Genomic DNA, 12,984 nt, shown 5'->3' on the forward strand with positions numbered 1-12,984 from the left:
TGTTTTGTAACTAAAATTAATAATTTATTTTAAGGTTTATTAAAAAGTTTCTACCTAATTCGTCTGCATAATAGCGTGTTCGATTTAAGTAATTGCGGTAGGATTTATTAAAAATATTAGAAACATCAAAACCTACTGTTAATGATGTTTTATTATTTAATTTAAAATCTACACTAGAGTTAAAATTAAGTAGATGGTAAGCACTTGGAGGTGTACTTACATCTACAATTTCTGTGGTTTCTGTTTCGGCGATATATACTTCAAAATTGTTATTAGGATATTCATTTTGCCTAAAAACATATTCACTTTCTAATGCTAAATTTAAATTGTTCAATTTTTTATTGTTATAAACAATAGTGTTTTTTGTGCTCGCAGCGGGCATATTAATTAAAGCTTCGTCTTGAGAGGTGTCTTTTCCTTTAACTAAAGAGAATTGGTTTTTTAATTGAAAATAATCTGTTAATTTAAAGCCGCTATTAATATCTACTCCTAATAATCTAGCATTGGTTTGTCTATATTCCCAAATTTGAAAATTTCCTCTTATAGTTTGAGAAATACCTATAGGCTCAATAACAATAAAATTGTTAATAAAATTTGCATATGGATTTATTGAAAAACTAAAATTGTCGTTTTCGCGTAGCAATGTTATAGATACTTTGCTAGATGTTTCAGAATCGAATTGTAAATCTCCATATTCTATTCGTGAAGCAGAGTGGTGCAAGCCTTCACTAAATAATTCTGAAGGATTTGGTGCTCTTGAAGATAAAGCGTAATTAAATAATAATTTATAACCGTTGTTAAATTTATAGTTTAACCCTACAGTTGCTGAAGGATTATAAAAACTTAATTTTGGGTTAGCTAAAACTTGATCTCCAAAATCTCCATCGATAACAATATCTTGAAAAGTAGTGTCGTAATCTCTACTTTCCCAAAACGATGTTCTATAAAATTTTAAAGCATTTAGATAAGTATAATCAAACCTTGCTCCAATTTCAAAAAGTAATTGGTTGTTTATTTTTTTATCTAAAATGGCATAAGCTCCAAAATTGTATTTATCGTAATCTGGTATTAATCTTCTTACTCCAGTGTTAGGATCTGCAAAATTAGTTTGGTATTGTCCTGTTAAGCCTAATTTTAATTTAGTAGTACTGGAGATTTTAGAGTCTAAATCTAAAAGTAGAGTATGAGTATCAAGTTTTAAATCTAAAGATGCTTTGTCTTTATCGTCTCCACGTCTTACATCAAATTCTAATCTATTATTTTGTTGATATCCATACTGAAAATTTAATGTGCCAATATCATTAAACTTTTTAAAGGCTTTAATCCTTGCTATATGATGTGTAACATCTTGATATGGTGCATCTATATTGTATGTAAAATCATCAATATATAAAGGCTGAGCACTATTAATAGCTCTAACTTGGTCTTCGGCACCTCCTAAATGCGAGGCTCTTAAAATACCTGTTTCCACTTTATATAAAGAATAATAGGCTTCTATGCCAGAGTTAAATTTATTAACACCAGCACGTAAAGATAAACTGCGCTCAAAAACACCAGTGTTGCTTAGGTTGTAATCTGGTGCATTAAAATCGCCAAATCGCTTAATAGAACCTTGTGCTTTCCCGTACCAACCGCTTTTAAAACTTTTAGTTAGTTGAGAAGTTACAGTCCCTCCACGGCCATTTGTTGCGCCGGTAACTATTGTTTTACCGTATAAACTATCTTTTACAGGTGTTTTAGAATTTTCTGTAATTATTATTCCTCCTATTGCATTTCCACTATACTGTAATGCACTTGCACCTTTTATTACAGTAATATTGTCTATTGCATTAACATCTAAATTAGGAGCATGTTCGGATCCCCAATCTTGATCTTCCATTCTTAAACCATCATTCATAACTACAACTCTGCTACTATGTAAGCCATTAATAATTGGCTTAACAATAGTGTTTCCAGTATTTAGAGAGGAAACTCCTGAGATATTATTTAAAACATCACCAAGGGAGTTTGCGCTATTATGTTCTAAGTCTTCTTTAGATATTTTATTTTCTAAAGTTGTATTAGATTTTATTTCTACACTTTTTCCTTCTAAAATAATTTCATTTAATTCTTCTAAATGATGTTCTAAACGAAAAATCTTATAGGTATCTCCAGAAACTTCCAATTTATAAGTTTTAGAGTCACAAAAGGCATGGTATACTTCAAATGTATATGTTTTATTACATAAATTTGAGATGCTAAATTCGCCTTCAAAATTAGTTAATACAAATTGTTGAGTTTCTAAAATAGTAACTTTTGCATCAACTAAAATAGTACCATCGTGCTGGTCTATTACTTTACCAGTAATAGTATTACTACAATTTTGAGAGATTGAAATTTGGCAACTTATAAAAAGTATACTTAATAAAAATAAACGCATAAATTTAAAGCGTATTATTAGTTAAATGTATAAATACATTTAGCTAATTATATAATAGAATGTTTTTTATGAAATAATCATAAAAAAAAGAATGGTAAATTACATTTTAATAATGCAATTTATAGGAGATTAAATAAATGAAGAAGGAGGGCCTCTTAAAGCAATACCAAGGCTTTTATAGCTGTTAATATAAAAATATTGAGAAATAATATTTTTGTGGTTATTCTTTATATTAAGTATAATAACATCGTTTAAAACTAACGAAAAAGTATTGTTTAATTTAAACTTATAGAATTCACAATCTATTTCAATTTCATGAAAATGACTATCTGATGGATTTGAACAAACTTCATGCTTGTGGTTTTCAAAAACATGTGTAAATTTTACAGCAGAAGGAAACAAAACAACAAGCAAAAGCAGTATTGCGGCACTTTTAAATAGTATATGTTGTGTTTTATGTTTCATTTAATCTAAAAACCTACCTAAACCAAAACGACGTAGCATTTTCTTTTCGAATTCCCAGAAAAACTTACCTTGTCCAAATAAATATCCAATAGTTACCAATAAAATTTGGTAAAAAATTAGCCCAATGATAATATATAAAATCCAATAAGCAAAAGTATTTAAGTTTTCTTTAGTAATTCCTATAAATTTAATAAAAGGCTTTCCTATATATAATGATGAAGATCCAGTAATTGCAAAAACAATAAAGATTCTTATTATTTCCCAACGCTGATTAACAATCCATTTTTTTTCTAGCTTTTTAAAAATTAGTAATGTTAATTTTAAAAGAAAAAAAGTAATTAAAAGTGCAAATGCAATTTGAAAAGCAATATAATTTTCTTCTCTAAATAGTCCTGCAATTTTATAACCAGAATAAAAGAGACCTATTAATCCCAATAGAGGGAATAATAGTTGCCAATTTTTTGTTATCTCCCAACGTTTTTTAAACTCCTGCATTAAAGTGTTTTTTCAAGAGTGCAAATATAATTTAATTTTGAGGAACTCTGGTCCCTAAAAGATTTTGGTTATATGTATTTTGAAAATAAATAAAGTAGTTATAAATTTTATAATTTACATCGTAACCATAATCTACACCTTGTCTATAATTAATTTCCATTTCATATAAATTTGGATTATAGCGTCTTGGTTCTAATACACGCCTGTTCCATTCTTGAACATAACGTATATTTCTACTTTCCATATAATTTTGTGTATAATATCCTTTTGGTTGCGCTCTTGATGCTAGATAGGTGCCAAAACCTGGCTCTATAATTATAACATCGTATTCTTGGTTGTCTCCAGAAATTTTAATTGTATCACCAACTTGTGTTTGTTGTAAAGCTTCGTTAGAACTAGATGCTTTTTTTGTGGTATTACATGCAAAAAGCATAATAATTACAATAAATATAAATAGTGCATTTTTCATAAGTTCAGTTTTTTATTAAAAATACAAATTTAATATAGGACTACAATAACAAAAACAAAAAGAGCCAAACTTGTGTTTGACTCTTTTTATAATTGTTTTATTTAAAGAATGGTTTATTTTCCAAATAAACCTCCTAATAATCCACCAAGACCGCTCTTTTTGCTATCTCCTCCTAATACCATTCCAGCAACATCGTCTACAATACTACCGTCTCCATCTGCATCTAAAATTTGTTCTAAGAAATTTTGTTCTTTATCTGCAGAGCTTCCTCCTAATAATCCGCCTAATAAATCACCAATACCATTAGATGAACTAACGTTTTGTTGTTGTGCTTGTTTACCAATTACGCCCATTAATATAGGTGCAGCTACTTTTAAAATATTTGCTACGGATCCAGCATCTAAACCAGATTTTTCTCCAATAATTTTTTCTACACCTTGTTTTTTAGCTCCAAGAACGTGACCTAAAATTTTATCTCCGTCATTTTTCACCTCTTCATCAACACCTCCACCAAATAATCCTCCAAGATTATCTAAAATACTTCCATTGTGCTTTCCTTGTATAGCTCCCATTAATCCTTCTGCTCCTTGTGGAGTTGAAGCGTTTCTTTGCATTGCCTTCATTAAAACCGGTAAAGCCATTGTAAGTACGCTACTTGTTTTGCTAGTATCGTTTCCTGTTGATCCTGCAACACCGCTAATTATTGATTTTCCTAAATCGCTTCCTAATAAATCTAAAATTCCTGACATTTTTTAATATATGTTTTAAGTTACTTTTGAAGTGAAAAGTTACATAAAAAAAGCCTTAATGTAATTATTAAGGCTTTTATAAAATTTATAACGTCTATTTGTTTCGTTAAAGTGTCGTGTTTTAACGATTAAAGTAGTATTTCTTTAATTTGCGTTGCTAGTTCTGTACCTATACGATCTTGAGCTTCGTTTGTGGCAGCACCAATATGTGGTGTTAAAGATAGCGAAGAATTCATAAGTAATTGCAATTCTGGTTTTGGTTCGTTTTCAAAAACATCTAAAGCGGCACCTGTAACTTTCCCACTTTCTATAGCTTTTACAAGAGCAACTTCATTTAATACACCTCCTCGAGCAGCATTAGCAATTATAACACCATCTTTCATGATATTAAATTCGGCATCGTCTATTATATATTCTTTTTGGGCTGGTACATGTAGAGAAATAAAATCTGATTGTTTTAAAACATCTTCTTTAGAGATAGTTGTAATATTAAAATCTACACTTTGTCCATCAAAAAAATCTAATTTTAGATTAGCTTTTTCCATGTAAGGATCATAGGCTACAACTTTCATTCCAGCGCCTAAAGCTATTTTAGCAGTAGCTTGACCAATACGACCAAAACCTAAAACACCTAAAGTTTTACCTTTTAATTCTATACCTTTAGCATAAGCTTTTTTTAATCCTTTAAAATTAGTGTCTCCTTCTAATGGCATGTCTCTATTGGCATTATGTAGAAAACGAGCAATCCCGTAAAAATGTCCAAAAACTAATTCTCCAACAGAGTGTGATGAAGCTGCAGGAGTATTGATAACTTTTAATCCTTTTTCGCGTGCATAGTCAACATCAATATTATCCATACCAACACCACCACGTCCAATAATTTTTAAACTTGGGCAAGCATCAATTAAATCTTTTCTTACGGTTGTTGCACTTCTAACTAAAAGTACCGTGATATTATTCTCGTTTATGTAATTTATTAATTGTTCTTGTGCAACTGTTGTAGTTGATACTTCAAATCCTGCACTTTCTAAAGCGTCAATTCCGCTTTTAGAAATACCATCGTTTGCTAATATTTTCATGAAAAAGTTTATTTTTCATTCCCATAATTCCGATAACTATTGGAAGGGAATCTTAATTATTAAATTATTTTTATTTGTTTGTGAGAAACAGCTTAATTATTAAGCTTTACTTTCTAATTCACTCATTACTTCAACTAAAACTTTAACGCTATCTAAAGATAAAGCATTATACATTGAAGCTCTATAGCCACCAACACTACGGTGACCATTAATACCATTAATTCCAGCTTCTTGTACCATGGCATCAAACGTTTCTTTAAGGTTTTCGTTTTCTAAAGTAAATGTTGCATTCATTATTGAACGATCTTCTTTAGCTGCAAAACCTTTAAATAGTGGATTTAAATCTATTTCAGAATACATTAATGTGGCTTTCTTTTCATTTTCTGCTTCTATAGCTTTAATACCTCCTAAATCCTTTAACCATTGCATGGTTAGCATAGAAGTGTAAACAGCAAAAACGGGAGGTGTATTAAACATACTACCTTTGTCTATGTGTACTTTATAATCCATCATTGATGGAATTTTACGAGATACTTTACCAAGTATATCTTCTTTTATTACTACTAAAGTAGTACCGGCTGGTCCCATATTTTTTTGTGCTCCGGCATAAATTAAATCGAACTGAGAAAAATCTAAAGTTCTTGAAAAAATATCGCTACTCATATCGCAAACCATTGGGATATCTATTTTAGGAAAGCTTTTCATTTGAGTTCCAAAAATAGTATTGTTAGAGGTGCAATGGAAATAATCGTAATCTGAAGGTACATCAAAACCTTTAGGTATATAATTATAATTTGCGTTTTTAGATGATGCTACTTCGTAAATATCATCGTAAATTTTAGCTTCTTTAATAGCTTTTGCGCTCCAAGTACCGGTGTTTAAATAACCAGCACGTTTTTCTAATAAATTTAACGCTACCATTAAAAATTGAGTACTAGCACCACCTTGTAAAAATAGTGCTTTATAACCTTTTCCTTCTAAACCTAAAAGTTCTAATGCTAAAGCTCTTGCCTTTTCCATAACATCTACAAAAGGTTTGCTTCTGTGGGATATTTCGATTAAAGATAAGCCGTTATCGAAATCTAATAAAGCTTCAGAAGCTTTCATTATTACTTGTTTTGGTAGTACGCAAGGTCCTGCGCTAAAATTATGTCTTTTCATGTTGTGCTGAATTTATTTCAGTATCAGTTAATTTTTCATTTTAATAAAAAAAATGATTTACATTTTAAGTTAACAAAGGTGCTAAATAATGAGCGTTTTTTTATTAATAATATCATAATTTATTGGCTATTATTTTAACAAAAAAGCAATAGTGTCTACGTTGTCTGCATAATCCCAAAGCTCTGGTTTTTGGGTTTTTCCAAATGCTACATTAGTGTTGTTAAGCTCTTTGGATACAATACATTGTATGTTTTCTGCTTCGGCTTCCAAAGTGTTTTTTAGGCTTACTATATCGTTGTAATATTCATAAAATACTGTTGCAATTGGTGAGGCAAAACTTTTGTCTTCTTTTATCATAAGAAAACCATTTTCAAGCATATCAAATTCACTCATTAAATATACTGCTTTGTTATAATCGTAATTATTAGCGTATTTAGCTTCGTTAATAATTGGATGCCATTTATAAATAGCTTCAAAAAAGGCATCAAAATTATAATCTTTTGGTACAAATAATTTAGATACATTTCTACAACCTAAGCCATAATATCTAAAAATATCTTCAGATAGATTTTCTAAATCTTCTTTTGATTCATTTCCTGTAAGTACAGCAACTGAGTTTCTATTTTTTCTAATTATAGATGGTTTGTTTTTAAAATAATAATCAAAATAACGTGCTGTGTTAGAACTTCCTGTCGCAATTACGGCATCAAAATTTTCTAATTTACCTTCTGTAAAAGTAATTTTGCCTTTAAATTTTGGTTCTATATGTTCTAAATATTTAGCTAGAAATGGTAACAAATGTTTGTCGTTAGACGATTGTTTAACAATAACAGAATGTCCAGAAATTAATACAGATAAAAAATCGTGAAAACCAACTAAAGGAATATTTCCTGCCATAATAATGGCTACATTTTTATAAGATTTATTACTAAAACTATAAGATGAAGTCCATTTAGTTAAGTTTTTATTAGTTAGTAATTTACTCCATCCGTTTAAAGAAAAAACAATATTAGTTTTTGTAAACCATCCATTGTTTTCTTGAGCTAATTTTATTTGGTGTTTAAAGCCTTCAAAAAATAAGTCGTTGTGCGGAATGTTATCTTGTTTTATAAATTTTTCTGAAGAAAATTGACTTATAAAAGTTCCTAATTTTGAGAAAGCGTTAATTCTTTGTTGTAATTCCATTTATACTTGCGTAATACGTGTTTTGTCGTTATTTTTGCAGTTGCAAATTTACGCAAACAAAATAAAACAATTACTATGGCAATTATTATAACAGACGAATGTATAAATTGTGGTGCATGTGAGCCAGAATGCCCTAATACTGCAATATACGAAGGTGCTGACGATTGGAGATATAAAGATGGAACAAGTTTAGAAGGAAGTTTAGTGCTTCCTGATGGAAAAACTGTAGATGCAGATGAAGCACAAGAGCCTATTAGTGATGAAATTTACTACATTGTACCAGATAAATGTACAGAGTGTAAAGGTTTTCATGAAGAGCCACAATGTGCAGCAGTTTGTCCTGTAGATTGTTGCGTTCCTGATGATGACCATGTTGAAAGCGACGAAGTTTTATTGGGTAAACAGAGATTTATGCATCCTGAAGATTAAACTAAATTAAAATAAAAAAATCCTAAGTTTTACTTAGGATTTTTTTTTATCTATATATAATCTATTAATTACTCGATAGCAGTCATTTCAAACACTAAGTATTCCATTATTCTATCGGTAGTAGTGAAATCGAATTCATCATTTTCAGTATGAAAAGAAGAATAAAAAACAGCGCCTTGTCCTAACAAAAATGTAAATGCTAAATCTTTATTTTCTGTAACGGTTACATTATTATTATCTCTATAATCTACTACGCCATTTAACCAAGATATTGTAGTTGTTGGGTCGTAAGAGTCTACTACTTGCCAAGAGCCTAAAAATTCATCTATAAAAACAGTATCGTTAATAGAAATACCAAAATTTAATAATAGCCATGCGCTTAAATTACCATCTAAAATAGTAGCGGTTGTGCTTAAAGACTGCCCACTTCTTCTTGGTGTATAAAAACTTAAATAATCTGTATCATTATTAGTAACAGTGTTTAATAAACTAGAAGACCAGTCTGTTACATATAGAAAACCACCATTATTAACATAATCCATAAGGTTTTGTTCGTATGTTGGGTTGTCTGAATGAGAACTACAGTTAATAAACAAAATGTCATAAGAAGCTAAAAGAGTAGGGTCTGACATTAAATCTGTGTAAGAAAAACTCACATTAGGATCTAAAATAGGATTTCTGCTTTCTAAGTCACTACTTTTATTTAAACCATGTAAATGTGCTTGGTTAGAAATGTGTGAATTTTTATTGGTTGTTATACCATCAATTATATCAAATAAAGGTTCGTTTGTTATTGGGTTTACAAGACCTATGCCATACAATACGCTTTCAATATTGTCAAAACTACCAGTTATAACACCAATATTTGGTAAGGTATCAATTTTATAATTATCTAAAGTTGTTTCTTGTTCTACAACTATTTGTTTTTGTGTTGTAAATAAGCCTTTTGCTAAATTTAAAGTGTATTCACCTTTTTCTAATGCAATGGTAAAGTTACCTTGAGCATCTGTAGTTGTTTCAGCTTTTAAAATATTATTCTGCATGGCAGAAACCCTCGCGTTTACAATAGGATCTTGATTATTTGGTGCTAATAATTTTCCTGATATGTTGATGCTCTCTGGAATAGCATCTGGTGCTTCGTCTTTAGAACAAGAGAATAGAAATAGCAAAATAAATGCAGATAGGATAATTGGTTTCATAATAATTGGTTTTATTGATTATATAGATATAACAACTCACTTTTAATATTTCCTAAGTTAGTTAAATAATTATGTTTCTCATTAACCGAAGATTTAAAGAATTAACTACATTTGCAATCGATTAAAAAGAACTTAAAAACAATAAATTTTCCATTTTTATGGAAATGAAAATATATTTACAATGAAAGCAGGAATTGTAGGCTTACCAAACGTAGGAAAATCGACATTATTTAATTGTTTGTCTAATGCAAAAGCGCAAAGTGCAAACTTTCCTTTTTGTACCATAGAACCTAACATTGGCGTGGTAAATGTGCCAGATCCAAGACTTCAAAAATTAGAAGAATTAGTAAATCCAGAACGAGTTATGCCTGCAACTGTAGAGATTGTGGATATTGCTGGTTTGGTAAAAGGAGCAAGTAAAGGAGAAGGATTAGGAAATCAGTTTTTAGCAAATATTCGTGAAACCGATGCTATTTTGCATGTATTACGTTGTTTTAACAATGATAATATTGTACACGTTGATGGTAGTGTAGATCCAATTCGTGATAAAGAAACTATAGATATCGAGTTGCAGTTAAAAGATTTAGATACTGTAGAGAAAAAACTTGATAAAGTTAAGCGTGCTGCAAAGACAGGAAATAAAGAAGCGCAAAAAGAAGAGGCTGTACTTTTAAAACTTAAAGCAGGTTTGGAAGCAGGAAAATCTGTAAGAGCAATAGAGTTTACAGAAGAAGAAGATAAAGAGTTTGTTAAACCAGCGCAACTTATTACAGATAAGCCAGTAATGTACGTTTGTAATGTAGATGAAGGTGCAGCTGTAAATGGAAACGATTATGTTAATCAAGTAAAAGAAGCAGTAAAAGATGAAAATGCTGAAGTTCTAGTACTTGCTGTTGGAACCGAAGCAGATATTACAGAATTAGATGATTACGAAGAGCGTCAAATGTTTTTAGCAGATATAGGTTTAGATGAGCCGGGATCTGCCAAGTTAATTCGTTCTGCATATAAATTATTAAATCAGCAAACCTATTTTACAGCAGGAGTAAAAGAAGTAAGAGCTTGGACTATTAATATTGGAGCAACAGCTCCACAAGCAGCAGGAGTAATACACACCGATTTTGAAAAAGGTTTTATTCGTGCCGAAGTAATTGGCTATAACGACTATATAGAGTATGGAAGTGAGGCAAAAGTAAAAGAAGCAGGTAAAATGAGAGTAGAAGGTAAATCGTACGTTGTAAAAGATGGCGATGTTATGCATTTTTTATTCAATGTATAAGCTCATTTTACCATAACAATATAAAAGCCAATGTTCTCAACAACATTGGCTTTTTATTGTTAATTACTTTCTGCAAAGCCTATTTCATTTTTTATGGCGTTGTATTATATTAGCAACCTATCACGAAAATTTACTCAATTCTATGTCTGAACAAACCAAATATACCGAAGATAATATACGCTCGTTAGATTGGAAAGAGCATATACGTATGCGTCCAGGTATGTATATTGGTAAATTAGGAGATGGATCGTCGCCAGACGATGGTATTTATATACTTTTAAAAGAAGTACTCGATAACTCTATAGATGAGTTTGTTATGGGAGCAGGAAAAACAATAGAAATTTCTGTGCAAGGTAGCAAAGTGATTGTTCGTGATTACGGTCGTGGTATTCCTTTAGGAAAAGTAGTAGACGTTGTATCTAAAATGAATACCGGCGGAAAGTACGATTCTAAAGCTTTTAAAAAATCTGTAGGATTAAACGGTGTTGGTACAAAAGCCGTAAACGCATTATCATCATACTTTAGAGTAGAATCTTCAAGAGACGGAAAAAGTGCATCGGCAGATTTTGAACAAGGAAACCTTGTAAATCAAGAGTTTTTAGAAGAAACATCACGTAGAAAAGGAACAAAGGTATCTTTTATTCCAGACGATATAATTTTTAAAAACTATAAATTTCGTAGTGAGTATGTTGTTAAAATGCTTAAAAACTACGTATACCTTAATCCAGGATTAACCATAGTTTTTAATGGCGAAAAATATTACAGCGAAAATGGTTTAAAGGATCTTTTAGCTGAAAAAACTAGTGAAACCGATTTATTATATCCAATTATTCATCTTCGTGGCGATGATATTGAAGTTGCACTAACGCACAGTAAAACGCAGTATAGCGAAGAGTACAATAGTTTTGTAAACGGACAAAATACTACTCAAGGAGGAACGCATTTAAATGCTTTTAGAGAAGCTGTTGTAAAAACCATTCGTGATTTTTATGGTAAACAATATGATGCTTCAGATATTAGAAAATCTATAATTTCTGCCATAGCCATAAAAGTAATGGAACCTGTTTTTGAAAGTCAAACAAAAACAAAATTAGGATCTACAGATATGGGAGGCGATTTGCCAACCGTAAGAACCTATATAAACGATTTTTTAAAAACATATTTAGATAATTATTTACATAAAAACCCAGACACTGCAGAAAAAATACAACGTAAAATTCTTCAAGCAGAACGTGAGCGTAAAGAATTATCTGGAATAAGAAAATTAGCTAAAGACAGAGCAAAAAAAGCCAGTTTACACAACAAAAAACTACGTGACTGTCGTGTGCATTTTGGCGATACTAAAAACGAAAGAAACCTTGAAACGACCTTGTTTATTACCGAGGGAGACTCAGCATCTGGTAGTATTACAAAATCAAGAGATGTAAATACACAAGCTGTATTTAGTTTAAAAGGAAAACCATTAAATTGTTACGGTTTAACAAAGAAAATTGTTTACGAAAACGAAGAGTTTAATCTCTTGCAAGCAGCATTAAATATTGAAGAATCTCTAGAAGATTTGCGTTATAACAATGTAGTAATAGCAACCGATGCCGATGTAGATGGTATGCACATTCGCTTATTACTAATAACATTTTTTCTTCAGTTTTTTCCAGAAGTAATAAAAGAAGGCCATTTATATATATTACAAACGCCATTATTTAGAGTGCGAAATAAAAAGGAAACTATTTATTGCTATTCTGAAGAGGAACGACGCGATGCCATAGAAAAATTAAAACCAAAACCAGAAATCACGCGATTTAAAGGTTTAGGTGAAATTTCACCAGATGAATTTGTTCATTTTATTGGTGAAGACATTCGTTTAGATCCTGTAATGTTAGACGATAATATGTCTATAGACGAGCTATTATCTTTTTACATGGGAAAAAACACACCAACAAGACAAGAATTTATTATTGATAATTTAAAGGTGGAATTAGATTTAATTGAGGAAGATAAATAAACCATTTGTCATTCTGTATTTAATGCGGAATCCACAAAAGAAAAAATAAATTTCTG

12 protein-coding genes are annotated in these 12,984 nt (G+C 30.4%); 3 read left to right on the forward strand and 9 right to left on the reverse strand.

The window, feature by feature from the left end; genetic code table 11:
- Positions 1–16: 16 nt before the first annotated feature.
- The 8 genes from CLV86_RS00935 to CLV86_RS00970 form a co-directional block, all read right to left on the reverse strand.
- Positions 17–2,419 (reverse strand): TonB-dependent receptor, encoded by a 2,403-nt coding sequence (locus CLV86_RS00935; protein WP_121048558.1) that lies wholly within the window; start codon positions 2,417–2,419, stop codon positions 17–19.
- Positions 2,420–2,548: 129 nt separating this feature from the next.
- Entirely contained in the window at positions 2,549–2,884 is a 336-nt protein-coding gene (locus CLV86_RS00940; RefSeq protein ID WP_121048562.1) for a hypothetical protein, read from the reverse strand.
- A complete protein-coding gene (locus CLV86_RS00945) occupies positions 2,885–3,379 on the reverse strand; it encodes a DUF6787 family protein (RefSeq protein WP_121048565.1) in 495 nt (164 codons plus the stop codon).
- 31 nt (positions 3,380–3,410) lie between these two features.
- The gene (locus CLV86_RS00950) at positions 3,411–3,848 is read right to left on the reverse strand and encodes a DUF6146 family protein (RefSeq protein ID WP_076733273.1); all 438 of its coding nucleotides are present in this window, start codon (positions 3,846–3,848) and stop codon (positions 3,411–3,413) included.
- A 113-nt stretch (positions 3,849–3,961) separates the two neighbouring features.
- Entirely contained in the window at positions 3,962–4,597 is a 636-nt protein-coding gene (locus CLV86_RS00955; RefSeq protein WP_076733272.1) for a DUF937 domain-containing protein, read from the reverse strand.
- A 128-nt stretch (positions 4,598–4,725) separates the two neighbouring features.
- Positions 4,726–5,676, reverse strand: coding sequence for a D-2-hydroxyacid dehydrogenase (locus tag CLV86_RS00960; protein WP_121048568.1), 951 nt, complete (start codon positions 5,674–5,676; stop codon positions 4,726–4,728).
- A gap of 99 nt (positions 5,677–5,775) precedes the next feature.
- The gene (serC, locus tag CLV86_RS00965; RefSeq protein WP_076733270.1) at positions 5,776–6,837 is read right to left on the reverse strand and encodes a 3-phosphoserine/phosphohydroxythreonine transaminase; all 1,062 of its coding nucleotides are present in this window, start codon (positions 6,835–6,837) and stop codon (positions 5,776–5,778) included.
- Positions 6,838–6,966: 129 nt separating this feature from the next.
- The gene (locus CLV86_RS00970; RefSeq protein ID WP_121048572.1) at positions 6,967–8,022 is read right to left on the reverse strand and encodes an acyl-CoA reductase; all 1,056 of its coding nucleotides are present in this window, start codon (positions 8,020–8,022) and stop codon (positions 6,967–6,969) included.
- Positions 8,023–8,097: 75 nt separating this feature from the next.
- Here CLV86_RS00970 and CLV86_RS00975 point away from each other — a divergent pair, with 75 nt between their 5' ends.
- The gene (locus tag CLV86_RS00975; RefSeq protein ID WP_076734398.1) at positions 8,098–8,451 is read left to right on the forward strand and encodes a 4Fe-4S dicluster domain-containing protein; all 354 of its coding nucleotides are present in this window, start codon (positions 8,098–8,100) and stop codon (positions 8,449–8,451) included.
- A gap of 68 nt (positions 8,452–8,519) precedes the next feature.
- On the opposite strand, the gene CLV86_RS00980 is transcribed toward CLV86_RS00975, so the two are convergent.
- Entirely contained in the window at positions 8,520–9,650 is a 1,131-nt protein-coding gene (locus CLV86_RS00980; RefSeq protein ID WP_121048576.1) for a carboxypeptidase-like regulatory domain-containing protein, read from the reverse strand.
- A gap of 181 nt (positions 9,651–9,831) precedes the next feature.
- Here CLV86_RS00980 and ychF point away from each other — a divergent pair, with 181 nt between their 5' ends.
- Complete coding sequence (gene ychF / locus CLV86_RS00985; protein ID WP_121048579.1) at positions 9,832–10,926, forward strand: redox-regulated ATPase YchF; 1,095 nt, start codon at positions 9,832–9,834, stop codon at positions 10,924–10,926.
- A 142-nt stretch (positions 10,927–11,068) separates the two neighbouring features.
- A complete protein-coding gene (locus tag CLV86_RS00990; RefSeq protein WP_076733266.1) occupies positions 11,069–12,928 on the forward strand; it encodes a DNA topoisomerase IV subunit B in 1,860 nt (619 codons plus the stop codon).
- Positions 12,929–12,984 lie beyond the last annotated feature (56 nt).

Origin of the sequence: Lacinutrix venerupis (assembly GCF_003663945.1) — a bacterium.
Lineage (GTDB): Bacteria > Bacteroidota > Bacteroidia > Flavobacteriales > Flavobacteriaceae > Lacinutrix > Lacinutrix venerupis.

What these genes read in the sequence shown, in the direction of transcription:
- CLV86_RS00935 (WP_121048558.1), bottom strand. Translation starts at nt 2,419, where the DNA reads ATGCGTTTATTTTTATTAAGTATACTTTTTATAAGTTGCCAAATTTCA.
- CLV86_RS00940 (WP_121048562.1), bottom strand. Translation starts at nt 2,884, where the DNA reads ATGAAACATAAAACACAACATATACTATTTAAAAGTGCCGCAATACTG.
- CLV86_RS00945 (WP_121048565.1), bottom strand. Translation starts at nt 3,379, where the DNA reads ATGCAGGAGTTTAAAAAACGTTGGGAGATAACAAAAAATTGGCAACTA.
- CLV86_RS00950 (WP_076733273.1), bottom strand. Translation starts at nt 3,848, where the DNA reads ATGAAAAATGCACTATTTATATTTATTGTAATTATTATGCTTTTTGCA.
- CLV86_RS00955 (WP_076733272.1), bottom strand. Translation starts at nt 4,597, where the DNA reads ATGTCAGGAATTTTAGATTTATTAGGAAGCGATTTAGGAAAATCAATA.
- CLV86_RS00960 (WP_121048568.1), bottom strand. Translation starts at nt 5,676, where the DNA reads ATGAAAATATTAGCAAACGATGGTATTTCTAAAAGCGGAATTGACGCT.
- serC (WP_076733270.1), bottom strand. Translation starts at nt 6,837, where the DNA reads ATGAAAAGACATAATTTTAGCGCAGGACCTTGCGTACTACCAAAACAA.
- CLV86_RS00970 (WP_121048572.1), bottom strand. Translation starts at nt 8,022, where the DNA reads ATGGAATTACAACAAAGAATTAACGCTTTCTCAAAATTAGGAACTTTT.
- CLV86_RS00975 (WP_076734398.1), top strand. Translation starts at nt 8,098, where the DNA reads ATGGCAATTATTATAACAGACGAATGTATAAATTGTGGTGCATGTGAG.
- CLV86_RS00980 (WP_121048576.1), bottom strand. Translation starts at nt 9,650, where the DNA reads ATGAAACCAATTATCCTATCTGCATTTATTTTGCTATTTCTATTCTCT.
- ychF (WP_121048579.1), top strand. Translation starts at nt 9,832, where the DNA reads ATGAAAGCAGGAATTGTAGGCTTACCAAACGTAGGAAAATCGACATTA.
- CLV86_RS00990 (WP_076733266.1), top strand. Translation starts at nt 11,069, where the DNA reads ATGTCTGAACAAACCAAATATACCGAAGATAATATACGCTCGTTAGAT.